The following is a 23,419-nucleotide window of genomic DNA, read 5'->3' as shown; positions in this document are numbered from 1 at the left end:
TAATTATGAAAAAGATATATAAAAATATAATCGTTTGTTTTTCTTTAGTAGCTTTAGTTACAAGTTGCGAGAAAGAACTAGACCTTAGTAACCCAACAGCACTTTCAATCGAGGAGTTACTACAAACTAATAATGGATTTGAATTATTAGCAAACGGCGTTTTGGATGCCTATCAAAAAGTTCCAGCAAATGAGTTTTTGCTAATTGAATTAAGATCAGATAATGTAAGAGCTAATTCGGAAAATGGAAATTTTCCAGCAATTAATGCTTACAATGTAGATCCTAATAATGGGGATGTAGCGACGTATTATTCGAATAACATGTCAACCATTAAACATGCCAATACCATTATAGATAACCGATTTTTAGCGCCAGAAAGTCAACAATATACTGTTGGTGAGGCATATTTTATGAGAGCGTTATGTCATTTTAATTTGGTTCGAGCATACCAAAATATCCCCTTTGTTGATAAAGTGTTAGATATTACCAAAAATGAAGCTTTAGATTATCCTCAATTGCCAGAAGCTGAAGTTTATGCAAAAATTATTGCAGATTTTAAAACATCCATTGCTTATTTGGATGGTGGTGTACAAGATAGATATCGCCCTTCCAAAGGTGCTGCTATTTGTTTGGCTGCAAAAGCTTATTTAAGTCAGCCAAGCCCTAATTATAATGAAGCAGAATTATTGTTAGCCTCTGTAATAGAGAATAATAGTGCCTATAATTATGATTTGTTATTTACTGAAAGGGATGCTACATCTACAGACGCAGAATACTTTTTTGACTTAGTTAACGATTATGGAAACGTATTGGGTAACAGCTTTTCTGGGGTTTTAGGAGATGATGGCGTACCAGATGGTTCTTGGTCAAATAGTTCAGGTCTCGAAATAAATGATGAAGTCATTTTTTCAATTGCTTATGATTTAGTAAGTAGTGATAATTATACAACAAGTGATAGTGGTTTAGGTGATCAAGTTGAAACCGATTCTGAATCGCATAGTTTTGCCATGACCTTACAAGGGCCATCAAATGGTGTGAATATAGCTTCGCTTAGTTTTTTAGAAGTTATGACTCCAGAATTACAACCAGTTCGCTTTTATGCTTCATTAAATCCCTTAGATTATAGTGCATTTCTAAGTAACGCTACTATCGATGTTTTTAATACAAAATTTCCAACTGATGGTGAAATTGGAGATAATGACTGGGTAGTTTTAAGATATGCTGATGTATTGTTACTGTATTCAGAAGCTATATTAGGTACAGATAATAGTACTACAGATTCACGAGCTATCGATGCTTTTAACCAGGTTAGACGTCGAGCAGGACTTGAAGAAGCTGTTGGGCTTTTAACAAAAGATGAATTACTTGCAGAAAGACAAGTTGAGTTTGTCTATGAAAATCAACGTTTGTATGACTTAATAAGATTTGGTAAAGCTGATGCTGTTTTAAATAGTTTTTCTACTAGTAACAGTTTGTTTTATACAAACGAAAAGAAATTCCTTCCTTTTCCACAAAGGGAAATAGACAATATACCTAATTTTTACAAACAAAATAACGGATACTAAAAACATAACTATGAAAAATTATTTGTTTAATTTAAAATTTATAGCGGTCGGGGCGTTTTTAGCTCTAACAGCTTGCGTTAGCGATGAATTAGCTGATGTGGGTGATTTGGAAGATTTTACAGGTCCAACACCTTTCTATAATTTAACTGATGTTACAACTTCAGAATTTAACTGTAATAAAGAAGAACTTTGGGCTAACTATGAGTTTAATTTTCAAGCAGGTTCAAATTTAGCTGTTAATGGTACCATGTATGAATGGTCGGTTACACCTGCTGATGGAGTTGCTTTAATAAATCCTGAATTACCTATTCTAGAATTATTAATAGATGCACAATTGGCGGAGATAGTAGCGTTAGAAAAAGAAATTGCAAAACTAGAGTTTAAAATACCTTGTGAAGCAAATCCAGCTAAGGTTGCAGTCCTTGAAAGTCAAGTTAGTGGCTTGGAAGCTAAATTAGTGACAGCAAATGAAAATCTTTCAGCTGAAACGATTCAAAATGTTGCAGATTTAGAAAGTCAAATTACTAATTTAGAGCCTGCAACAGTACAGGATAGAGAAATTATATTTTCTTTTCCTGGTCCCGGTGATTATAAAGTTGGTTTAACAGTAACTGATAACCTTGGGAAATCTAATTTCACAGAGAAAACAATTACAGTAAATCAGGCCGTACCTACAATTCCAATTCCTGAAATAGGAGAACCTGGTTTTGAAGATAATAGTTTATTTGATGGTACAGGTGATGGTAGAGATTCTTGGAGATCACCAAGTAGCAGTAGATGGGGTAGTGTTTTTCAAATTAATACCGACAGTAATGGAAGAGGTGAAGGAGATGACTTGCCAGAGGGAGTACAAGCTGCAAAATTTCCTTCAGATGGTACTAGAACTGGATACCAAGAGATTGAAGTAACGCCTGGAGCAACTTATGTATTAACTTATTTTAGTGCTTTTGAAGAAGATTCTTTTGGCGACATTACGGTATCTATTGTAAGTTTAAATGCTGATTCCCTTGAAGATGCAAGATTAGAAGCTAATATTATTGCTTCTAGAACAGATAACAATGATGGAAGAGTTGATAATGTTTTCAAAAAACATGCTATTACATTTGACGCTGGTACAAATGAATCAGTCATCATTTTACTTACAAATTCAGGTGTAGAAAGTAGATTAGATGCATTTGATATTACAGTTAAACAATAAAACATTCTTAAAATTTAATATTATGAATTATAAATTATTTAAAAAATTGGATAGAAATGTTTTTGCATTACTATTTATGCTTTTGGGTCTTATATCATGTTATGATAGCGGCTACGAAGAGTTTGTTCCACCAACTGGAAATGTAAACAATATACAACCTAATTCATTATTTACTACAAGTGTAAATGCCAATGATAATTTGTCAATAGTGTTTAGAAGTTATTCAACAGATGCTGCTTCTTATTTATGGGATTTTGGTGATGGTAACACATCAACAGAAGCAAATCCAGATTATAAATACGCTACTGGTGGTTTATATACAGTAACACTAACAACAACAAGTTCTGACGGTTTAAAAGCTACAGCTACATCAGAAGTTGCACCAATGTTTGTCGATTTTAATTTTACTAAAGTAGATTCAGAAGTTACTTTTGAGAATTTAACAAATGGAGCAAAAAGTTTGGTGTGGGATTTTGGTGATGGTGAAACTATAGAATGGAATGTTGTGGATACAAAAGATGATCCAAATTTTAGTCCTATTCATGCTTATAAAACTGCAGAGACTTTCAAAGCAACACTTACAGCCACAAATTTTTTAGATGTGAACGTTGCTGTTACTAAAAGCATTGAAGGCTTAGTTTTGTCAACTGTTCCAGATTTTACTTTTGAGGTTTCTTCCCTAAAAGTAAATTTCATGGACGCTTCTATTCTAGCAGTATCGCACAGCTGGGACTTTGGAGATGGTAATACGTCTACTGAGCTAAATCCAACGCATACTTATGCTGTAAGAGGTACCTATGATGTTACCCTAACTACAACTAACGATGCAGGTGTGTCTAAAAGCATTACAAAAATTGTTCCTGTTGGAGGGGTTGAACCTACTTTTGCAGCGATAGTTCAAAATGGTACTGGTGATGTTCATCAAAATACTACGGGAGACAATGCTGATGCTTGGGATATGACACCTAATAGTACCGTTATTGATGATGTACTTGGAGAAATTGATAGCCCATATAGAGCGCTTTGGAATAATACTGATTTAAATAGTTATATTGATGCCACATTTTGTACTAACGAGCAACCCGGTTCTACAAGTGATGGAAATAAATTTGCTGGTTTAGGTGATAGAGGTGTAAAGATATATGAAGCTTGTCGTCGTCTTTATCAAGTTGTGGAAGTAGAAGTAGGAGTAGAATATATTTTTACAATTGATTCTCGTTCTGAAGCCGAGGGTGTTGATTCTGAAGTATTCATTTTGAATAATGAAATTACTACTGAAGATGCTATAAATACAGTTGCAGAGCGTGATGTCAATGCAGATGCCTATTTTGTAATTGATAATGACTTTAATGAGGATAAGTCTTCAAGTACAAACGACACATTTACAACCAATACATTTACATTTAAGCCTACAACAAATAAGATTGTAATTTATGTAAGAGCATCAAATTCACTTGATGGATCTACTGAGGTTTTCTATGATAATATAGATATTATAACTCCAGGGTTTTAATTTTAAATTATTAAAGCATACTCAGTATAAAAAATTAAAGATAAAATGAAACACTTCCGAAAAGAAATATTAGGCTTATTATTAATAACATTTCTATCTGTAAACGCTGCTTGTCAAACACAAAAAGGCAGCGTTTCAGAATCGGATGTTAAAGTTGAAAAAAAGAAGAAAAAGAAAAAAAAGAAGAGTAAAATAAAGCTTCCTGAAATTGATTTAAATCATTGGAGTGTTACAACTCCAGAGTTAAACAAAAAAGGCGGAGCAATGAACATTGAGCCACCTGAAATTTTGAAATATGCAACGGACGAAAGGTTAATACCTTATATGTACAATGATTCTACAAATGGCGCCTTGGTGTTTTATTCATTTCCTAGTGACGCCACAACCGCTAACACAAAGTATACACGTTCAGAATTAAGAGAACAAATGGTACCTGGTGATAACAATACTAATTGGACTTTTGCTCAAGGCGGTATCATGAAAGGGAAATTGCAAATGGATGAAATCACTAAAGATTCAAATGGTAAATACCATAAAGCTATTATTATGCAGATTCATGGTAGATTAACCAATGAACAACGTGATTTAATTGGACAAAAAGATAATAATGCACCGCCAATTTTGAAAATATATTGGCAAGATGGCAAGATTCGCGTAAAAACAAAAATCCTTAAAGATTTAAATGCTCCTGATGAAGAAATACTTCATGAACATGCCTGGGATGATGACGATGGATTTAATTTTGAACAAGAGGTAGGATTTAGAAAATTTACTTTGGAAGTTCAAGTGTCAGAAGGTAAAATGGTAATAATTCTTAATGGGAATGAATATAAAGTATATGAGGGCATCCATATGAGAAAATGGGGAGTTTTTGAAAACTATTTTAAAGCTGGGAATTACTTTCAGTCAAGAGACGAGGGGGCCTATGCAAAAGTAAGATTTTATGAATTAGAAGTTTCACACTAACAAAATTTAAAAAGGCTAAGGGTCATTTGTCAAACGAAACAGATATAAAATAAAAGTTTGACAGGTTTAAGGATAATAATATGAAATTAGAGACAACTTCCATAAATGACAATCAAAAAGGGCAAATGGTTATTGTCGGCAAAATTAGAGATTTAATAAATTTTAAAAATCTTGAACCAGGGGATAAGTTACCGTCTGAAAGAACTTTGTCTGAAAAATTTGGGGTGAGTAGAAGTAATGTTAGAGAAGCTATTCAGAAATTAGAATTTTATGGTCTGTTAAAATCAATTCCACAAAGTGGAACATTTATGGCTAATATTGGCATAATTGCACTAAATGGGATGATTGACGATATCCTTAGATTAGAATCATCAGACTTTAAATCCTTAGTAGAAACAAGAATATTACTAGAATTAAAAACGGTAAGACTAGCGTCCTTAAGAAGAACGGAGGAAGACCTTGAACGCATTAAGGAAGCTCTAGATGCTTATAAAATAAAAGTATTATCTGGAGAAGATGCAGTACAAGAAGATTTGCTTTTTCACCTTGCTATTGCCAAGGCTAGTGGAAATAGTACCATGAATAACTTTATGTTAGCTATTACGCCCCAAATAATTATGGATTTTGAAAAATACCATGTTTGTGATAAAAAAATGTCTATAGAAGCAATTGATGAGCATTTTGAAATTTTTGAAGCTATAAAAAAACAAGATCCTACTTTGGCAAAAGAAAAAATGAAAAAACACTTTAGCGTTTTATATCAATATTGTTATAATGTTAAATATGCCTAAAAATAAATCAAGTTTACAAATAAATTAATATTGCAAAAACTCTAAAATATGAAATTAAAAGGTTTAAGATGGTGGGTAGTAGGACTTGTGGCACTAGCCGCAGTTATAAATTATATTGATAGACAAGCTTTTGGAGCATTATGGCCTGATATTGCGAATGATTTATTTCCTGAAATGGATAAAGATGGACATAAGGCTATTTATGGAACCATATCAACTGTATTTATACTTTCATATGCTGGAGGTCAAGCCCTTTTTGGTAAAATTTTCGATTGGATAGGAACCAGACTTGGTTTTGCCCTTTCAATTGGTGTATGGTCTATTGCTACCATGTTACATGCATTTGCACAAGGAATATTAAGTTTTTCAATCTTTAGATCGTTATTAGGGATTGCAGAAGCTGGAAACTGGCCTGGTGCTGCAAAGGCTAATGCAGAATGGTTTCCTACTACAGAGCGAGCACTTGCACAAGGAATCTTTAATTCAGGAGCAGCTATAGGAGGTATAGTTGCCTATCCAATTATTGGATTATTAGCTGTTTATTTTGATTGGAAAGCAATTTTTGTTGTTGTGGCTGTGCTTGGTTTCTTATGGCTAATACCGTGGTTATTTGTGGTAAAGGGCGATCCTAAAACTCATCCTTGGTTGACAGAAGATGAAAGAAAGTATATTCTTTCTGGACAAAGAAATCAAGATATTGATGGAGATGGTAATTATGATGAAGGGTATACTCCTACTACTAGCCAATTATTCAAACACAAAGAAAGTTGGGGCGTTATAATAGCCTCAGCAGCAATTGATCCTATCTGGTGGCTATTTATAGTTTGGATACCTATCTACTTGTCTGAAGTTTTTGGAATGGATGTTAAAGAAATAGCATTCTCCGCTTGGGTACCTTATGTTGGAGCGATGATTGGAGCTATATTCGGTGGATTACTTGCCAAAAATAGAATAAAAGCTGGTTGGTCTGTAGATAAAACAAGGAAGATGACAATTACTTTAGGTTGTATAATTATGATTCCTTGCTTCTTCTTATTAAAAGCACCGGCATCTGCTATGAGTGCCGTAATTATTATGGCGGTTTTACTTTTCGGGTTTCAAATTGCAATAGGTAATATACAGACTTTACCAAGTGATCTTTTTAGTGGTAAAATAGTAGGTACATTGTCCGGTTTTGCTGGGATGGCCGCTAAATTAGGAGCTGCGGGACTTACTATATTAGTCGCATTCATAACAACTGGAGGAAATTATACACCTGCATTTATAATAGGTGGAGTATTAGCTCTAATAGCACTTTCGGCTGTTTGGTTTTTATGTCCGAAAATTGAACCCTTAAAAGGAAAATAAAAAGAATATTATAATAATTAAATCAAATTTATAAGAGTATGAGTAATTCAAATGGAAAAGTAGCAGTAATTACAGGAGCTACAGGAGGTATTGGTTTTCAAGTAGCAAAAAGATTAGGAAATGACGGTTATACAGTTATTTTGAATGGTATTGAAGACGAAGCAGGTGCAAAAAGAGTTGCAGAGCTTACTGCCGAAGGTATCACAGCTGAATATTACGGTTTTGATGTTACAAACGAAGAAGCGGTAACTTCAAACATAACTAAAATTGGAAAAAAGTATGGTAAAATTGACCTACTTGTTAATAACGCTGGTGGTTTAGGTGGAAGATCTAGATTTGAAGAAATGACTACAGAATTTTACAGATTCGTAATGGCTTTAAATCTTGATTCTACATTTTTTGCTTCAAGAGCAGCAATCCCTTTTCTTAAGAAAGGTGAGAATGCATCTATAATCAATTATACATCTATAGCTGGTTGGAATGCTGGTGGACCTGGTGCGGGTATCTATGGTACTTCTAAAGCTGCAGTTCATGCTATTACAAGAGCTCTAGCTAAAGACCTTGCAGAATACGGGATTAGAGTAAATGCTGTTTCTCCTGGTACAATTGATACAGATTTTCACAAGCAAATTAAATCTACTAAACCTGAAGTTTTTGCTTCATGGAAAAACAATATTATGTTAGGTAGATTAGGTCAACCTGAGGATGTAGCAGCTGTTGTTTCATTTTTAGCTAGTGATGATGCTTCTTTCCTTACTGCTGAAACAATCCAAGTTGGTGGTGGTCAAGGTTTAGGAATCTAATTTAAAATCTTTAATAGTAAAATTGTTTTAAAATATTTTACTAATAAAAACATAATGAGCGTTGTTGTTTAATTACAGCAACGCTTATTTATTTTGAAGATTCTCTAACCACCAATTCAGCATCCAAAATAATTTTGTTAAGGGTTTGCTTTATTGATTTTTTCTTAGTGTACGATAAAAATGTTAAGGCCGCTTGTTTTCCAATTTCTGCGCTATGCTGGTTTATACTTGAAATAGAGGGAGTTACCATGGCAGTAAACGGTTCATCACCAAAACCTACCAATGCAATGTCCTCAGGAACTTTAATGTTTTGCTCCTTTAAGGCTTGTAATGCTCCTAAAGCCGCATAATCACTAGCAACATAAACGGCATCTGGTTTTTTGTTTAGTTTTAATAACTGCAACATTTTTTCTTTCCCATCTTCAATAGTTAAGCTACTTTCAATTAATAATTCGTTATCTAAAGGGAGTTCGTGCTTCTTTAATGCATCAATATAACCGAGAATTCTATTATTAAAAATTCGGGTATGTTTGTAGCCGCCAATATGGGCAATTCGTTTCCGCCCTTGTTTTACTAAATGCTCAACAATTACATGGCTACTGTCATAGTCATTAATTCCAATATAATCCACATTTAAATCATTTTCACCTCGATCAAATAATATTAATGGAATCCCTTTGGCTTTTATTTTTTCATAATATTCCAAGTCAATAGTTTCATTTGCCATGGATGCTATAATGCCATCAACTTGCGAGAATAATAAAGTGTCGATACTAGCACATTCTTTTTTAAACGATTCGTTTGATTGTGTTATAATAATGCTATACCCTTCCTTATTCAATACTTCTTCAATATTTTGAATAACGGAAGAAAAAAAATTGCTATTCATTCTAGGTACAATAACACCTACTAAATTGCTTTTGCCTTTTCTTAAAGCGCTCGCTAAATGATTTGGTTGGTAATTTAAATTTTTAGCTACCTGCTTAACGGCCTTTTTTGTTTTTTTACTAATACGGGAGTCGTCGTGAAGCGCCTTAGATACTGCCGCTGCAGAGATATTTAGCACATTTGCAATATCTTTTATGGTAGTTTTCTTTTTGATATTCAATTTTTTTATATCTTTGCTTAAACGTTTAAGCAAATGTAACGTATTATTTGATCGAATCAAAATCTAATATAAAGTATAGGTTTTGATTTATCTTGAAACATTTGGTTAAACGATTAAGCAAAACTATTATTAATAAATAAGACCAATTAAAATGAGTAAAGTAGTAACATTCGGAGAAATCATGTTAAGATTAGCTCCACAAGGATTTTTAAGATTTTCACAAGCAAACAACTTTGATGCAATTTATGGTGGTGGCGAATCAAACGTAGCTGTTTCTTTAGCTAATTATGGTGTGTCATGTGATTTTGTAACACGTTTACCAAAAAATGATATTGGTGAGTGTGCTATGATGGAAATGCGCAAAAGAGGTGTAGGTGTTGATAAAATTGTTTGGGGTGGTGATCGTTTAGGGATTTACTTCTTAGAAACTGGAGCGGTATCTAGAGGTTCTAAAGTGGTTTATGATAGAGCACATTCTTCAATTTCTGAAATTAAATCAGGAATGATTGATTGGGATGCTGTTTTTGAAGGGGTTGAATGGTTCCATTGGACTGGTATTACTCCTGCTATTTCGCAAGGTGCTGCCGATGTTTGTTTAGAAGCTGTAAAAGCTGCTAGCGCAAAAGGAATTACTATTTCTACAGATTTAAACTACCGTGCTAAACTATGGAACTATTGTAACGACGCTCACAGAGAAAAAGTAATGACTGAAATAACGTCTTACTGTGATGTTGTTTTAGGGAATGAGGAAGATGCAGAAATGCACTTTGGTATTAAGCCAGAAGGAATTTCAGTTCAAACTCAAGGGCATGATGTTAAAGCTGAGGCTTTCTTATCTGTTTGTCAACAAATGATGGAAAAATTCCCAAGAGCTAAAAAAGTAATTACTACTTTAAGAGGATCAATTTCAGCATCTCATAATACATGGGCTGGTGTTTTATATGATGGTAAGAAAATGTACGAAACACGTCAATACCAAATAACTGATATCGTAGATAGAGTTGGTGGTGGAGATTCTTTCATGGGTGGATTAATCTACGGATTACTAAAATACCCTGAAAATGACCAAAATGCATTAGATTTTGCTGTTGCAGCTTCTTGTTTAAAACACACAATTAAAGGTGATGCTAACTTAGTAACTGTTGCTGAGGTTGAGAAATTGATGGGAGGTGATGCGTCTGGACGTGTTGCTAGATAAACCAATCAAATTAACCTTTTTAAAACTATAGATTAGCATATGGAAAAATCAATTGCAATTATTTGCGGCGGCGGTCCTGCTCCAGGAATTAATACTGTAATTAGCACCGTAGCCAAAACTTTCATAAAAGATGGTTATAAAGTAATAGGTGTCCATCATGGATACCAAGGATTACTTTCTGATAATCCTGAAGTTAAGATTTTCGATTTCCATCATGCCGATCGTATTTTTAGTCGTGGAGGATCTACTTTAATAATGAGTAGGTTTAAACCTAAGGATAGTGATTTTAAAGCTGATTTTTTTGAAAAAAATAATGTAAAATTATTGGTAACTATTGGTGGTGATGATACTGCATCAACCGCCAATAGGTTAACCAAATACCTGCAAAACCACAACCTATCGGTAGCGCATATTCATGTTCCTAAAACCATAGATAACGATTTACCATTGCCAGATAGAAATCCAACATTTGGTTTTCATACAGCAAAGGATGAAGGCGTGCGAATTGGAAATACGGTTTATGAAGATGCTAGAACTAGTGAAAACTGGTTTGTTATGTCGGCCATGGGGCGTTCAGCCGGTCATTTGGCATTTGGAATTGCTTCTGCTTGTCATTTTCAAATGATGATTATTCCTGAAATGTTTAACAAAACAAAAATTACATTCGAGAAATTAACCAATATGATTATTTCTTCTATTGTGAAATGTAAAATAATGGGAGTTGAATATGGAGTAGCCTTAATTAGTGAAGGCGTTTTTCATTTTATGGAGGAAGACGAAATCATAAATTCAGGCATCAATTTTACTTATGATGATCATGGACATCCAGAATTAGGAAACGTTAGTAAATCTCATATCTTCAATTATTTATTGCAAGTTAAATTGAAAGAATTAGGATTGGTAATAAAATCCAGACCAGTTGAACTTGGTTATGAATTAAGATGTTGCAACCCAATTGCTTTCGATTTAACATTATGTACGTTACTAGGTATTGGTGTAAAAAAATTATTTGACCAAGGTATTTCTGGTTGTATCGTTAGCGCTAATTCAAAAGGCGATATTAGTCCTTTATACTTAAAGGATTTTGAAGACGAAAACGGAAAAATACCACCAAGGTTAGTGGATATTAACTCAGACATGGCGCAGTTATTTATAGAACACCTTTTCTTTCTAAAAGAGAAAGATTATGACAATGCGAAAAAATATTTGGCTAACCCAGAGGAATATGATTTCAAAAAAATATTAAACTGGAATTAATTTAAACAAAAAAAATAAAATATAATGGCACAATTTTCAAGATTAGAAGTGGCGCAAGCCATGAATGACACAGGAATGATTCCTTTGTTTTTTCATAATGATATAGAATTAAGTAAAAAAGTACTTAAAGCATGTTACGATGGTGGAGCTCGTTTAATGGAGTTTACGGCACGTGGTGATTTCGCTCACGAAGTTTTTGGCGAATTAACAAAATATGCTATTGCTAATTTACCAGGCATGATAATGGGAGTTGGTTCTGTTACAGATGCAGGACAAGCCTCATTATATATGGCTTTGGGTGCTAACTTTATAGTAACACCTGTATTGCGAGAAGATATTGCAATTGTTTGTAATAGAAGAAAAGTACTTTGGTCTCCAGGATGCGGTTCATTAACTGAAATTACTAGAGCTGAAGAATTAGGATGCGAAATCGTAAAATTATTCCCAGGAGATCTTTACGGTCCTAAATTTGTTAAAGGCATTAAAGGACCACAACAATGGACATCTATTATGCCAACAGGTGGTGTTTCGCCAACAGAAGAAAACCTAAAAGGTTGGTTTGATGCTGGTGTAACATGTGTAGGAATGGGGTCTCAATTAATATCAAAAGATATTATTGCTAATAAAGATTATGCAAAATTAGAGAAAGATGTTAAGGCAGCTTTAGCAATTGTAAAATCAGTTAGAAAATAATTATTGAATTAAAACTTCATTTATAGAGCCGCAATTTAGCGGCTCTTTTTTTTCTTTAGGCTTTTTAAATAATGAGTTTTGGTTTGGATCTCTATGGTTTTTTATGCGAGTTTAACAGTATTTATTTTTCTTTTTTACTCCTAATAAATTTGTTACATTTGGCGACGTAATAAAAAATTAATAAAAAATGAAAATATTAAAAATTTTAAGTTTGGTTGCCATGGTTATGCTAATAGCATCTTGTAATAAAAATGGAGCTACAGAAAAACCAATAAAAACAGAATTAGATTCTGTGAGTTATGCTATTGGAATGGATGTTGCAAGAAATGTAAAAGCAAGTTTTGAAGATTTTGATAGTGATTTGTTTATGCAAGGTTTCAATAATGTAACTGATTCTACAAATATCTTACTTGAAGAAACTAAAGCACAAGAAGTAGTTAGAGCATATTTTCAAAAGAAACAAAAATTAGATGCTGCTAAACTTCAAGAGGAAGCAATAAAAAATAAAGAAGCTGGTGAAAAATTCTTAGCTGAAAATAAAACTAAAGATGGTGTACAAACAACTGAAAGTGGTTTACAATATCTTGTTTTAAAAGAAGGTACTGGAAATACGCCAACTACCGCGTCAAAAGTAAAGGTGCATTATCATGGTACTTTAATTGATGGAACTGTGTTTGATAGCTCTGTAGATAGAGGTACGCCAGCAGAGTTTGGAGTAACACAAGTTATAAAAGGATGGACAGAAGGTTTACAATTAATGAAAGAAGGTGCTAAATACAAGTTTTTTGTACCAAGTGATATCGCTTATGGCGCAAACCCAAGACCAGGCGGAAAAATTAAAGCTAATTCAACATTAATTTTTGATGTTGAGTTATTAGAAGTTAAGTAATCTATAGAAAATTATTTATATCTTAAAAACAGGAGGCTTAGCTTCCTGTTTTTTTTTGTTTTTAAATTTTTGGTTTTATTGGATATGCAAATTGTAACTTTGCAAATAATAAATTGGAAAATAAATGAGCCATAAAGCAGGTTTTGTAAATATTATCGGAAATCCTAATGTTGGAAAATCCACATTAATGAATGCCTTTGTAGGAGAAAAACTTTCTATAATTACATCAAAAGCACAAACTACAAGACATCGTATTTTGGGTATTGTAAATGGTGCTGATTTTCAAGTGGTTTTAAGTGATACTCCTGGAATTATAAAACCAGCTTATCAGTTACAAGAATCTATGATGGGATTTGTTAAATCGGCCTTTGAGGATGCCGATGTGCTTATCTATATGGTTGAGATTGGAGAAAAAGAATTAAAAGATGAAGCCTTTTTTAATAAAATAACCAATTCAAAAATTCCTGTTTTATTATTACTTAATAAAATTGACAAATCAGACCAAGAACAATTAGAAAGTCAAGTGCAAACTTGGGCTGAAAAAGTTCCAAATGCAGAAATTTTTCCAGTTTCAGCTTTAGAAGGATTCAATGTTAAAGAGGTTTTTAATCGCATTCTGGAGTTACTTCCAGAGTCACCAGCATTCTATCCAAAAGATCAATTAACCGATAAACCTGAACGTTTTTTTATTAATGAAACCATTCGTGAAAAAATTCTAATGCATTATAAAAAAGAAATTCCGTATGCTGTAGAAGTGGATACAGAAGAGTTTTTTGAAGAAGAAAATATTATTAGAGTGCGGTCAGTAATTATGGTTGAGCGTGAAACTCAAAAAGGTATTATTATTGGTCATAAAGGGAGTGCTTTAAAACGAGTAGGTGTAGAGGCTAGAAAAGATTTAGAAACTTTTTTTGGAAAGCAAATTCATATTGAATTATACGTTAAAGTAAATAAGAATTGGAGGAGTAATCAAAACCAATTGAAACGTTTTGGTTATAATAATTAGTTTTTTAGGAGTTTAACAAATATGTAAGGTTCTCTATTTTTTACGACAAAACACTCATTATGAGAAGCCTTTTTGTCATACTTATCATTATTTTTTTTATTTCAAGTTGTAGTAGTAAAGACGATACGTCTGATAATACCCAATCTGATAATGAATGGTTAATTGATGAAAAAGATATTTCGGGTGATTTTTTCTTATACCCTTTAGCAATAAACCCAAAATTTGATACTGTTGATAACATAAGCTTAAATGATGGCCAATTAGTAGGTGTCCTTCATTTTGGTTTAGGTGTAATTGTGTATCCATATGTTTATACTTTTGAAAATGAGGTTATAAATGCTGATTATAATGGTAGAAAATATGCATTTACTTATTGTCCAATAACAAAAAGCGCTGTGGCATTCACAAGAACTCAGATTTTCAGAGCCTCTGGATATTTATATAAAGATAATTTAACGCCTTGGGATGATGAAACTGAATCTATTTGGTCTCAAATGCTAATTAAAGGCATAAAAGGAGAAAATAAAAACAGAAGGTTTAATACTATTCCAGTTTTAGAAACAACTTGGGGCGCTGTTAAATCATTCTTTCCAAATGCTAAAGTTTTTGCAGGATCTTCAAATTCAGGTAAATTAATCTCGTATAAAAATAATAGAAACCCACCAGACGAAGATGATAATAGTAATTCAGACGTAGAGAAACCCAATCCAGATGAACATGTATTTGGCATTATTGATGATTTTGATAATGTTCATATTTTTAGGCATACAAACTTTCGAAATAAAATTGTTGTAAAAACAATTAGCGGCCAAGAATATATAATAATAGGTAACCAATCAAACAGATTTTTCAATGCATTTAAAGTGGGTAATGCTAATGATTATAAAGTATTAGATAATGAATTGCCTTTTATTCTTCAAAGTAAAAGTGGCATTAAGTATAATATTTTAGGGGTAGGCACTAATGGAAGTGTTTTAGAAAAACCAAAATATGCTTATGTTGCCGCGTGGTGGGCTTGGGAAGATTTCTATTCAAATTTCCAATTTGTAGATAACGAATAAAAACCAGGTGTTAAATTTATTCTTAAAACGTTTTGATTTAAAAAAATGATAAATACAAAAAGCTATTAATAGAAAGTAAGGCTTTTTTAATTAGTTGTAATTTGTTCAATTCCTAGAACTTTATTCATAAAATCATTAAGCATTCGCATGTCTTTTGTACTTGAGGCTTTACCAATACTTCCGGCAAAATATAAAGCAATCCAAAGCAAAACCATTAAAAATGTAATACTAATTTGAACTGCAAAAGATTGTTTTAAAGCCCAATTGGTATAGGTCCAAATGGCAAAGCCAATAAATAGCCCTGCTACAATAAAATGGAGAAACATAAAAAGGGTCCAAACCGTTGGATTCGGGCCAAACAAACCATGAAGCGTGCTGGAATTCTCCTCAACCTTATTAATTTCAAGATGTAATTGTGGCGACCAGAAATGTTGCTTTTCTTTGGGAAATTTAATAAAAACATGATCGTCAACTCGCGTAACTATGTATTCTGATTGTTCTGATTTAGCCTTTTCAAAATCTTTCAAAATAGCTTCGTTGTTCCTTGGTATTTCAAGTTTAAACCTTGGGCGTAATACAATGTCGTTGCTTAATGGCATTCATGTTTAGTTTAGTGAAGTAAAGTACTATTTTTTCTTTAAAACTGAAATACTTTCAATCTTTATTAAAAAAGAACTTTGCGTCATCTATATTTCCTATTTTTGCAAAATATTTCGGATAGAAATAATAAAGGCACCGGATAGCGTGCAACACTTAATACAAAGAATATGAGTAATATAGTAGCCATAGTAGGAAGACCAAATGTTGGGAAATCAACGTTTTTTAATCGTTTAATTCAACGTAGAGAAGCCATTGTTGATGCCGTGAGTGGTGTTACAAGAGACCGTCATTATGGTAAATGTGATTGGAATGGTAAGGAGTTTTCATTAATTGACACAGGTGGTTATGTTAAAGGTAGCGACGATGTTTTTGAAGCAGAAATTGATAAACAAGTAGAATTAGCAATTGATGAGGCTGATGCTATTGTTTTTATGGTTGATGTAGAATCTGGTGTGACAGGAATGGATGAAGATGTTGCTAAATTACTACGTAAAGTAAATAAGCCTGTTTTTTTAGTTGTAAATAAAGTTGATAACGGAAAACGTGCTGAAGATGCCGTAGAGTTTTATGCTTTAGGTTTAGGTGAATATTACACCATTGCAAGTATTAATGGTAGTGGAACAGGCGAATTATTGGACGATTTAGTGGAGGCTTTACCAGAAAAGGAAAAAGTGGAGGAAGAAGCATTACCGCGTTTTGCTGTTGTTGGTAGACCAAATGCTGGGAAATCATCTTTCATTAATGCTTTAATTGGACAAGACAGATATATTGTTACCGATATTGCCGGAACAACCCGCGATTCAATTGATACAAAATATAACCGTTTTGGTTTTGAATTTAACCTAGTTGATACTGCAGGGATAAGAAGAAAGTCGAAAGTTAAGGAAGATTTAGAGTTTTATTCAGTTATGCGAAGTGTTCGTGCTATTGAACATTCTGATGTGTGTTTGCTAGTTTTAGATGCAAATAGAGGTTTTGACGGACAAGTACAAAATATTTTTTGGCTTGCAGAGCGTAACAGAAAAGGGATTGTTATTTTGGTAAACAAATGGGACTTGGTAGAAAAGGATCATAAATCTGTGAAGGAATATGAAAAAGCTATAAGAAGGCAAATGGAACCTTTTACAGATGTGCCTATTGTTTTTATTTCAGCATTAACAAAACAGCGTATTTTTAAGGCTATTGAAACAGCTGTTGAGGTTTATAATAACCGATCTAAGAAAATAAAAACAAGTCAGCTTAATGAGGTCATGTTACCAATAATTGAAAATTACCCACCGCCAGCTTATAAAGCAAAATTTGTGAAAATTAAATATATTATGCAGTTGCCTACGCCGCAACCACAATTTGCTTTTTTCTGTAATTTACCACAGTATGTAAAAGATCCCTACAAGCGATTCTTAGAAAATAAATTAAGAGAAAAATTTGGTTTCAATGGCGTGCCAATTAGCGTGTATATGCGAAAGAAGTAATAAGTATATTTGAGAACAACTTAATTATAGTTTTTATATTCATTATTAATAGTTATTTTAGAAACTTAAATAATTATTAAATGGGTCAAACAATTACTTTTGGCGAGGTGCTTATGCGTATATCACCTCAAGGAAACAGAAAATTTATTCAATCCAATACAGTCGAGTTTTATTTCGGTGGAACCGAATTAAATGTTGGTATTTCCATCGCCAATTTTGGAGGAAATGTAAAACATATTACATGTATTTCTGATGATTTCATTGGAAATACCGCCCTTGCTTACCTCAATAAATTTGATATAGATACAACAGCTATTATAAGGTCTAATAGGCCATTAGGCGTTTATTTTTTAGAAGTTGGTGCAGTTATGCGTCCAAGTTCAATATCCTATAACCGATCGCATTCAGCCTTTTCTGAAATTAAACCTAGTATGGTTGACTGGGAAAAATCATTAGCAGATGGCAGTTGGTTTCATTGGACGGGAATTACTCCGGCATTGACTCAAGGTAGTTTTGATACCTTAAAAGAAGGATTGAAATTGGCTAGAAAAAAAGGGATGCAAGTTTCTGCAGATCCTACCTATAGAAGTGGTTTATGGAAGTATGGAGTAGACCCAAAAGAGGCGCTAACTGAATTGCTTCATTGCTCTACCATTTTTATTGGTGGTATTAATGAAATGAATGAGGTATTAGGAACGAATTTTGGTTATAGTAATGATGAATTTATTGTAGCCAGTAAACAACTCATTGAGAAATTCCCATCCATTGTTAAGGTATTTGATAAGATTCGAACGTCTATCAATTCGTCATGGCATAAAATAAGAGCTAGAATGTGGAATGGTGAAGAGTTTCGTGAAACACAAGATTTTGATATTACTCACATTGTGGATAGAATTGGAACTGGAGATGCCTTTGCAGCCGGTCTAATTTATGGTTTACAGCATTATGATGATATTAAATCCATGGAGTTTGCAAGTGCAGCATGTGCCTTAAAACACACCTATGTTGGCGATGTAAATTACACAACTATTAATGAGGTTATCGGCATTATTGATGGCAATGTCACGGGCCGTTTTATTAGATAAAATCAGCTTTTTAACTAAGGCTTCATTAATCAATCAAAAAAATCAAATGCGCAAATTAATATTTGTCGCGACTTTATTGAGTTGCCTTTTTTCATTCAGTCAATCGAAAGGTTTTAAGGTTAATGGTAAAATAGTTTCAGAGGAAGATGAAAAACCCTTGGAAGCAGCTACCGTTTATCTGGAACGCAAGAAAGATAGCAGTTTGGTTACCTATACCATTTCCGATAAAAATGGCGACTATCAGCTTTCAGATTAAACCTCAAACGCGCATTTAAATCTACTCTTATCCTATAATCGCTGTCAAACTTATAAAAAGAAAATTCTATTAAATCAAGAAAACATCACTTTATCAAATAGTAAACTTAAAATTAGTACCGATGCATTTGATGAGGTTTTAATCAAATCCGTAGCGCCTGTAACTATAAAACAAGTAACGAATTTAGAAAAAAGAATGAAAAATGATTTTTTTATCTAAGAAATATTTAGTCTTTGCTTTTGCCGAATTCTGAACATCTTTACTAAGAATGAAACCTGAATTTTACCATCCACCAGAAGCACCACCACCGCCGAAACCACCGCCGCCAAAGCCACCACCAAAGCCGCCGCCTCCGCCGCCAAAGCCACCACCGCTAGAACCTCCGCCCCAACCAGATGAACCTCGTCGGTAACTTCCACGACCCATATTGCTTAGAATAATGGCTTCTAGTAAATCTCTACCACCACTTCGGTTTCCGCTATTTCCGCCGCCTCGTCTGTTTTTAGATATGGATATGAGAATAATAATAAATATAAAAATCAATATAAATATTAAACCTATAGGAAATTCACCCTGATTGGATTGACGCGTGCCTTCATATTCACCGTTCATGACTTCAAAAATGGCATCAGCACCTCTATTTAGTCCTCCTGGGTAGTCATTCTGTTTAAAGTAAGGAATAATATCTCTTTCAATAATTCTTTTGGACATGGCGTCCGTCAATAAGTGTTCAACGCCATAGCCGGTGTTTATTGCAATTTTTCTATCAGTTAATGCTAATAAAATTAAAATACCATTATCTTCCTTTGCTTGACCAATACCCCATTTTTGACCCCATTGAGCACCTAAATAATTAATATTTTCTCCATTGGTGGAATTGATTATGGCTACTACAATTTGTGTAGAAGTGGTATCAGAATATTTAATTAGCTTTTGTTCTAAATTTGATTTCTGTGAAGAAGAAAGTAAATTAACATAGTCATAAACACTTGTTTGAAATTCAGGTTTTTCAGGAATGGTATATTGTCCATAAGAAAAGCCGAAAGACAATATAGCAACCAGTAAACATAGGGTAGCCTTAACATTTAAGTTAATCTGCGACTGAAAACTGATTACTGAAAATTGCATACTTAGTATCTATCCTTTAGAAATATCGTTAGTTAACTCGTTTGAGTCGGACTCTGAATAAGGGAAATATTTTTTTAATTGTTCACCAGATTTCAAAATACCTTCCACTAGGCCTTGTTTGAAATTGCCGTGTTTAAAATGTGATTGCATCACGTTTTTTGTACTATCCCAAAAATTATTTCCAACGGCCTCATTAATGCCTTTATCACCATAAATAACAAAGGTTTTATCATCAATTGCCAAATAAATTAAAACGGCATTTTGAAGTTTAGTGTTGTCCATTTTTAGCGTATGAAAAAGATCTAAAGCACGATTTGTAGCATCGCCTTTACTCGTTTTTTCAATATGTACACGTATTTCTCCTGAAGTATTTAATTCTGCCACACGAATAGCCTCAACAATGTCTTGCTCTTCGTCTGCAGTTAGAAATTCTTCAACTTTATTAGACATTTTAAAATTCTACTTTAGGAGCGTTTTCACTTCCAGGAGCACTTTTAAATCTAGCCATTTCTTCAAAACCAAATAAGCCAGCCAATAGTTTCCCTGGGAATTTTGTAGTGAATATGTCATAAATATTAACAGCTTCATTATAACGGTCTCTAGTTACATTAATTCTGTTTTCTGTGCCTTCAAGCTGCGATTGTAATTCTAAAAAGCTTTTATCAGCCTTAAGCTCTGGGTAACGCTCTACAGTTACTAAAAGTTTTGATAAAGCACCACTTAACCCTTGTTGTGCTTGTTGAAATTGAGCCATTTTTTCAGGTGTTAAATCACCAGCATTAATAGTTGTTTTTGTAGCCTCAGAACGTGCTTTAATAACACCTTCTAGAGTTTCTTTTTCATGCGCCGCATAACCTTTTACCGTTGCAACAAGGTTTGGTATTAAATCTGCACGACGTTGGTAAGCACTTTCAACATTCGACCAAGCTGTTTTTGCATCGGCCTCATATTCAACTGCGGTATTGTTAAATCCTTTTGCCCAAGAATAAATTCCCAATACAACAATGGCTATAATAATTAACGGTAAAAATTTTTTCATGATAATATGGTTTAGTGAATGATTTTAAATGTTACTATATAAGACACTTATTTTCTGTAAAAGTTACTTGATTTAAAAAAAAATTATAGGTGTTGCTTTATTTTGATAAGTTGATTTTTTACATCTTCTAGTTTGCTAATAATTTCAAAATTATTAAGCGCTTGCTTTTTTTCTTCTTTTAAATGTGTTTTTGCGCCTTCAAGTGTAAAACCGCGCTCTTTAACAAGATGATAAATGAATTTAAGATTTTTTATGTCTTCTGGGGTAAATTTACGGTTGCCTTTTGCGTTCTTTTTAGGTTTAAGAACATCAAATTCTTTTTCCCAGAAGCGCACCAATGAAGTATTTACGCCAAAAGCCTTAGCAACTTCGCCAATACCATAATATCTTTTTTCAGGTAAGTCTATATGCATTAATCGAGGGATTGATTTTCTAAAGAAGCATGCTCCAATAGTTTGTTAAATTCTTCCGCAGTTAAACTTCCGTAGTAAAAGTTTATTGGGTTAATGCGGTCATCGTCTTTAAATATTTCATAATGTAAATGAGGTGCTTCAGAACGGCCAGTACTGCCAACAAATCCAATTAAATCGCCTCGTTTTACTTTTTGATTTTTTCTAACATTATACTTGTATAAATGGGCGTACAAACTAGTGTACCCATAACCATGATCAATCCTTATATGATTTCCATATCCAGAAGAATTACTGTCGGCTCGCGTAATAACACCATCACCGCTTGCATAAATTGGCGTGCCTCTAGGTGCAGTAAAATCCATGCCCCAATGCATTTTTCTAACTTTCGTAAATGGGTCAGATCGCATCCCGTAACCCGATGCCATTCTTGTTAAATCCTCGTTACTTACGGGTTGTATGGCTGGAATTGCTGCAAGAAGACTTTCCTTTTCTTCAGCAAGTATCGCTATTTCATCTAAAGATTTAGATTGCACGACTATTTGTTTCTGTAAAACATCTAATCGTTTATTACTTTCAATAATTAGTTTAGAATTATCAAAACCTTCTAGGCTTTTATATCTATTTATACCTCCAAATCCGGCTCTACGTTGCTCTTCAGGAATGGGGTTAGCCTCAAAATACACACGGTAAATATTATTGTCTCTGTCTGCAACATTGGCTAAAACAGTTTCAGCATGCTCCATCTTTTTATTAAGTAGTTGGAACTGTAATTGGGTGTTTTGTAATTCTCTTTTTAAAGCACGCTCCTTAGGAGATTCAACGTATTGGCTTGTAACAAAAACAAAAATAAATGCAAAAAATGCTGCGGCTAAAATAAAGATACTTGCATACTTAAATGTTGTTCTTTTTTTGCGCTCTATTTTGCGGTAAGAAAGCGATTCTTTATCGTAGTAATATTTTACCTTACTCATTTCTTAAATTATACTATTTTTGCAACTAAATTAATACAGCCAAAAGTGTTGTATTTGGATATGTAAACGAACAAACCTACGAAATTATTATCATAATAATTAAGTTGATAAAGTTATTGTAGATTCACCATCTCCATAAATTTAAATATTTTTGGAGAGTAAATATAAAAATAGTTTCTTATTAAATATAATTTATCAGAAACAAGAGCACAAAAACAATACATGAAATCACAAGAAGTACGATCAAAATTTTTAAGTTTTTTTGAAGAAAAGAAGCATAGCATAGTGCCATCTGCACCAATGGTTTTAAAAGATGACCCAACCTTAATGTTTGTTAATTCTGGTATGGCACCGTTTAAAGAGTATTTTTTAGGAAATGCCCAGCCCAAAAACAACCGTATTGCAGATACCCAAAAATGTTTACGTGTTTCCGGTAAACATAATGATTTGGAAGAAGTAGGGTATGACACCTACCACCATACGTTGTTCGAAATGTTAGGAAATTGGAGTTTTGGCGATTACTTTAAAAAGGAAGCGATTGCTTGGGCATGGGAGCTTTTAGTTGATGAATTCGGCATTGATAAAGATATTTTATATGTAACCGTTTTTGAGGGGAGTGATGATAACGATAACTTAAAAATGGATACTGAAGCTTATGATATCTGGAAACAATACATCTCTGAAGACCGTATTTTAAAGGGTAATAAGAAAGATAATTTCTGGGAAATGGGCGATCAAGGTCCTTGTGGGCCATGTAGTGAAATACATGTTGATATTCGCTCGGCTGAAGAAAAAGCTAAAATTTCTGGTAAAGATTTAGTTAATCAAGATCATCCGCAAGTTGTTGAAATATGGAATTTAGTATTCATGCAATACAACCGAAAAGCAAATGGTTCGCTTGAAGTTTTACCCAATAAACATATAGATACAGGAATGGGCTTTGAGCGACTTTGTATGGTATTACAAGGTGTTCAATCAAATTATGATACCGATGTTTTTACGCCTGTTATTCGCGAAATTGAAACCATAACAAGTAAAAATTATGGAAAAGATAATGAGG

24 protein-coding genes are annotated in these 23,419 nt (G+C 33.3%); 17 read left to right on the top strand and 7 right to left on the bottom strand.

Annotation, left to right across the window (positions count from 1 at the left end):
* Positions 1–5 precede the first annotated feature (5 nt).
* From WBN21_RS08000 to WBN21_RS07970, 7 genes are all read left to right on the top strand, one after another.
* Positions 6–1,565, top strand: a complete 1,560-nt coding sequence (locus WBN21_RS08000) for a RagB/SusD family nutrient uptake outer membrane protein (RefSeq protein WP_424199130.1) — start codon at positions 6–8, stop codon at positions 1,563–1,565.
* A gap of 10 nt (positions 1,566–1,575) precedes the next feature.
* Positions 1,576–2,763: a hypothetical protein gene (locus tag WBN21_RS07995; protein WP_424199128.1), complete on the top strand. Its 1,188-nt coding sequence runs from the start codon at positions 1,576–1,578 to the stop codon at positions 2,761–2,763.
* Positions 2,764–2,785: 22 nt separating this feature from the next.
* Positions 2,786–4,276 (top strand): PKD domain-containing protein, encoded by a 1,491-nt coding sequence (locus WBN21_RS07990; protein ID WP_424199126.1) that lies wholly within the window; start codon positions 2,786–2,788, stop codon positions 4,274–4,276.
* 45 nt (positions 4,277–4,321) lie between these two features.
* The gene (locus WBN21_RS07985) at positions 4,322–5,242 is read left to right on the top strand and encodes a polysaccharide lyase family 7 protein (protein ID WP_424199125.1); all 921 of its coding nucleotides are present in this window, start codon (positions 4,322–4,324) and stop codon (positions 5,240–5,242) included.
* Positions 5,243–5,322: 80 nt separating this feature from the next.
* On the top strand, positions 5,323–6,033 hold the full coding sequence (locus tag WBN21_RS07980) for a FadR/GntR family transcriptional regulator (RefSeq protein ID WP_424199123.1): 711 nt from the start codon (positions 5,323–5,325) through the stop codon (positions 6,031–6,033).
* Between the two features lie 48 nt (positions 6,034–6,081).
* Complete coding sequence (locus tag WBN21_RS07975; RefSeq protein WP_424199121.1) at positions 6,082–7,380, top strand: MFS transporter; 1,299 nt, start codon at positions 6,082–6,084, stop codon at positions 7,378–7,380.
* Between the two features lie 38 nt (positions 7,381–7,418).
* A complete protein-coding gene (locus WBN21_RS07970; protein ID WP_424199119.1) occupies positions 7,419–8,183 on the top strand; it encodes an SDR family NAD(P)-dependent oxidoreductase in 765 nt (254 codons plus the stop codon).
* An 88-nt stretch (positions 8,184–8,271) separates the two neighbouring features.
* Here the strand turns inward: WBN21_RS07970 and WBN21_RS07965 are convergent, their stop codons facing one another.
* Positions 8,272–9,291 carry a LacI family DNA-binding transcriptional regulator gene (locus WBN21_RS07965; RefSeq protein ID WP_424199117.1) on the bottom strand — a complete coding sequence of 340 codons (1,020 nt, stop codon included), beginning with the start codon at positions 9,289–9,291 and terminating at the stop codon, positions 8,272–8,274.
* 151 nt (positions 9,292–9,442) lie between these two features.
* On the opposite strand from WBN21_RS07965, the gene WBN21_RS07960 reads away from it, so the two are divergent.
* The 6 genes from WBN21_RS07960 (at position 9,443) to WBN21_RS07935 (ending at position 15,395) form a co-directional block, all read left to right on the top strand.
* Positions 9,443–10,489: a PfkB family carbohydrate kinase gene (locus WBN21_RS07960; RefSeq protein WP_424199115.1), complete on the top strand. Its 1,047-nt coding sequence runs from the start codon at positions 9,443–9,445 to the stop codon at positions 10,487–10,489.
* Between the two features lie 39 nt (positions 10,490–10,528).
* Complete coding sequence (locus WBN21_RS07955; protein WP_424199113.1) at positions 10,529–11,746, top strand: 6-phosphofructokinase; 1,218 nt, start codon at positions 10,529–10,531, stop codon at positions 11,744–11,746.
* A 24-nt stretch (positions 11,747–11,770) separates the two neighbouring features.
* The gene (locus WBN21_RS07950; RefSeq protein WP_424199111.1) at positions 11,771–12,439 is read left to right on the top strand and encodes a bifunctional 4-hydroxy-2-oxoglutarate aldolase/2-dehydro-3-deoxy-phosphogluconate aldolase; all 669 of its coding nucleotides are present in this window, start codon (positions 11,771–11,773) and stop codon (positions 12,437–12,439) included.
* Positions 12,440–12,626: 187 nt separating this feature from the next.
* A complete protein-coding gene (locus tag WBN21_RS07945; protein WP_424199109.1) occupies positions 12,627–13,328 on the top strand; it encodes an FKBP-type peptidyl-prolyl cis-trans isomerase in 702 nt (233 codons plus the stop codon).
* A gap of 124 nt (positions 13,329–13,452) precedes the next feature.
* The gene (gene era, locus WBN21_RS07940) at positions 13,453–14,334 is read left to right on the top strand and encodes a GTPase Era (protein WP_424199107.1); all 882 of its coding nucleotides are present in this window, start codon (positions 13,453–13,455) and stop codon (positions 14,332–14,334) included.
* Positions 14,335–14,393: 59 nt separating this feature from the next.
* Positions 14,394–15,395 carry a DUF3179 domain-containing (seleno)protein gene (locus WBN21_RS07935; RefSeq protein WP_424199105.1) on the top strand — a complete coding sequence of 334 codons (1,002 nt, stop codon included), beginning with the start codon at positions 14,394–14,396 and terminating at the stop codon, positions 15,393–15,395.
* Positions 15,396–15,481: 86 nt separating this feature from the next.
* On the opposite strand, the gene WBN21_RS07930 is transcribed toward WBN21_RS07935, so the two are convergent.
* Complete coding sequence (locus WBN21_RS07930; RefSeq protein ID WP_424199103.1) at positions 15,482–15,994, bottom strand: GTP-binding protein; 513 nt, start codon at positions 15,992–15,994, stop codon at positions 15,482–15,484.
* 168 nt (positions 15,995–16,162) lie between these two features.
* Between WBN21_RS07930 and der the strand changes: the two genes are divergently transcribed.
* From der to WBN21_RS07915, 3 genes are all read left to right on the top strand, one after another.
* The gene (gene der, locus WBN21_RS07925; RefSeq protein ID WP_424199101.1) at positions 16,163–17,467 is read left to right on the top strand and encodes a ribosome biogenesis GTPase Der; all 1,305 of its coding nucleotides are present in this window, start codon (positions 16,163–16,165) and stop codon (positions 17,465–17,467) included.
* 80 nt (positions 17,468–17,547) lie between these two features.
* Positions 17,548–18,552: a sugar kinase gene (locus WBN21_RS07920; RefSeq protein ID WP_424199099.1), complete on the top strand. Its 1,005-nt coding sequence runs from the start codon at positions 17,548–17,550 to the stop codon at positions 18,550–18,552.
* 46 nt (positions 18,553–18,598) lie between these two features.
* Complete coding sequence (locus tag WBN21_RS07915) at positions 18,599–18,808, top strand: hypothetical protein (RefSeq protein WP_424199097.1); 210 nt, start codon at positions 18,599–18,601, stop codon at positions 18,806–18,808.
* A gap of 282 nt (positions 18,809–19,090) precedes the next feature.
* Here WBN21_RS07915 and WBN21_RS07910 read toward each other — a convergent pair whose 3' ends face one another.
* From WBN21_RS07910 to WBN21_RS07890, 5 genes are all read right to left on the bottom strand, one after another.
* Positions 19,091–19,936 carry a TPM domain-containing protein gene (locus WBN21_RS07910; RefSeq protein ID WP_424199096.1) on the bottom strand — a complete coding sequence of 282 codons (846 nt, stop codon included), beginning with the start codon at positions 19,934–19,936 and terminating at the stop codon, positions 19,091–19,093.
* Positions 19,937–19,945: 9 nt separating this feature from the next.
* The gene (locus tag WBN21_RS07905) at positions 19,946–20,386 is read right to left on the bottom strand and encodes a TPM domain-containing protein (protein ID WP_424199094.1); all 441 of its coding nucleotides are present in this window, start codon (positions 20,384–20,386) and stop codon (positions 19,946–19,948) included.
* A 1-nt stretch (position 20,387) separates the two neighbouring features.
* Positions 20,388–20,975 carry a LemA family protein gene (locus WBN21_RS07900; protein WP_424199092.1) on the bottom strand — a complete coding sequence of 196 codons (588 nt, stop codon included), beginning with the start codon at positions 20,973–20,975 and terminating at the stop codon, positions 20,388–20,390.
* Positions 20,976–21,058: 83 nt separating this feature from the next.
* A complete protein-coding gene (locus WBN21_RS07895; protein WP_424199090.1) occupies positions 21,059–21,388 on the bottom strand; it encodes a MerR family transcriptional regulator in 330 nt (109 codons plus the stop codon).
* Entirely contained in the window at positions 21,388–22,359 is a 972-nt protein-coding gene (locus WBN21_RS07890) for a M23 family metallopeptidase (protein ID WP_424199089.1), read from the bottom strand. The genes WBN21_RS07895 and WBN21_RS07890 overlap by 1 nt, the downstream gene beginning before the upstream one ends.
* A 222-nt stretch (positions 22,360–22,581) precedes the next feature.
* On the opposite strand from WBN21_RS07890, the gene WBN21_RS07885 reads away from it, so the two are divergent.
* The coding region (locus WBN21_RS07885; protein ID WP_424199087.1) for an alanine--tRNA ligase-related protein at positions 22,582–23,419 on the top strand (838 nt) is incomplete at its 3' end.

The sequence above is a fragment of the Algibacter sp. genome (assembly GCF_049667265.1).
Classification (GTDB): Bacteria; Bacteroidota; Bacteroidia; order Flavobacteriales; family Flavobacteriaceae; genus Algibacter_B.
Note: the sequence above shows the minus strand (reverse complement) of the source record. Positions and strands in the feature narration are given on the sequence as shown.

Coding starts and splice junctions, on each gene's coding strand:
- WBN21_RS08000 (WP_424199130.1), top strand. CDS start 6: ATGAAAAAGATATATAAAAATATAATCGTTTGTTTTTCTTTAGTAGCT.
- WBN21_RS07995 (WP_424199128.1), top strand. CDS start 1,576: ATGAAAAATTATTTGTTTAATTTAAAATTTATAGCGGTCGGGGCGTTT.
- WBN21_RS07990 (WP_424199126.1), top strand. CDS start 2,786: ATGAATTATAAATTATTTAAAAAATTGGATAGAAATGTTTTTGCATTA.
- WBN21_RS07985 (WP_424199125.1), top strand. CDS start 4,322: ATGAAACACTTCCGAAAAGAAATATTAGGCTTATTATTAATAACATTT.
- WBN21_RS07980 (WP_424199123.1), top strand. CDS start 5,323: ATGAAATTAGAGACAACTTCCATAAATGACAATCAAAAAGGGCAAATG.
- WBN21_RS07975 (WP_424199121.1), top strand. CDS start 6,082: ATGAAATTAAAAGGTTTAAGATGGTGGGTAGTAGGACTTGTGGCACTA.
- WBN21_RS07970 (WP_424199119.1), top strand. CDS start 7,419: ATGAGTAATTCAAATGGAAAAGTAGCAGTAATTACAGGAGCTACAGGA.
- WBN21_RS07960 (WP_424199115.1), top strand. CDS start 9,443: ATGAGTAAAGTAGTAACATTCGGAGAAATCATGTTAAGATTAGCTCCA.
- WBN21_RS07955 (WP_424199113.1), top strand. CDS start 10,529: ATGGAAAAATCAATTGCAATTATTTGCGGCGGCGGTCCTGCTCCAGGA.
- WBN21_RS07950 (WP_424199111.1), top strand. CDS start 11,771: ATGGCACAATTTTCAAGATTAGAAGTGGCGCAAGCCATGAATGACACA.
- WBN21_RS07945 (WP_424199109.1), top strand. CDS start 12,627: ATGAAAATATTAAAAATTTTAAGTTTGGTTGCCATGGTTATGCTAATA.
- era (WP_424199107.1), top strand. CDS start 13,453: ATGAGCCATAAAGCAGGTTTTGTAAATATTATCGGAAATCCTAATGTT.
- WBN21_RS07935 (WP_424199105.1), top strand. CDS start 14,394: ATGAGAAGCCTTTTTGTCATACTTATCATTATTTTTTTTATTTCAAGT.
- WBN21_RS07930 (WP_424199103.1), bottom strand. CDS start 15,994: ATGCCATTAAGCAACGACATTGTATTACGCCCAAGGTTTAAACTTGAA.
- der (WP_424199101.1), top strand. CDS start 16,163: ATGAGTAATATAGTAGCCATAGTAGGAAGACCAAATGTTGGGAAATCA.
- WBN21_RS07920 (WP_424199099.1), top strand. CDS start 17,548: ATGGGTCAAACAATTACTTTTGGCGAGGTGCTTATGCGTATATCACCT.
- WBN21_RS07915 (WP_424199097.1), top strand. CDS start 18,599: ATGCGCAAATTAATATTTGTCGCGACTTTATTGAGTTGCCTTTTTTCA.
- WBN21_RS07910 (WP_424199096.1), bottom strand. CDS start 19,936: ATGCAATTTTCAGTAATCAGTTTTCAGTCGCAGATTAACTTAAATGTT.
- WBN21_RS07905 (WP_424199094.1), bottom strand. CDS start 20,386: ATGTCTAATAAAGTTGAAGAATTTCTAACTGCAGACGAAGAGCAAGAC.
- WBN21_RS07900 (WP_424199092.1), bottom strand. CDS start 20,975: ATGAAAAAATTTTTACCGTTAATTATTATAGCCATTGTTGTATTGGGA.
- WBN21_RS07895 (WP_424199090.1), bottom strand. CDS start 21,388: ATGCATATAGACTTACCTGAAAAAAGATATTATGGTATTGGCGAAGTT.
- WBN21_RS07890 (WP_424199089.1), bottom strand. CDS start 22,359: ATGAGTAAGGTAAAATATTACTACGATAAAGAATCGCTTTCTTACCGC.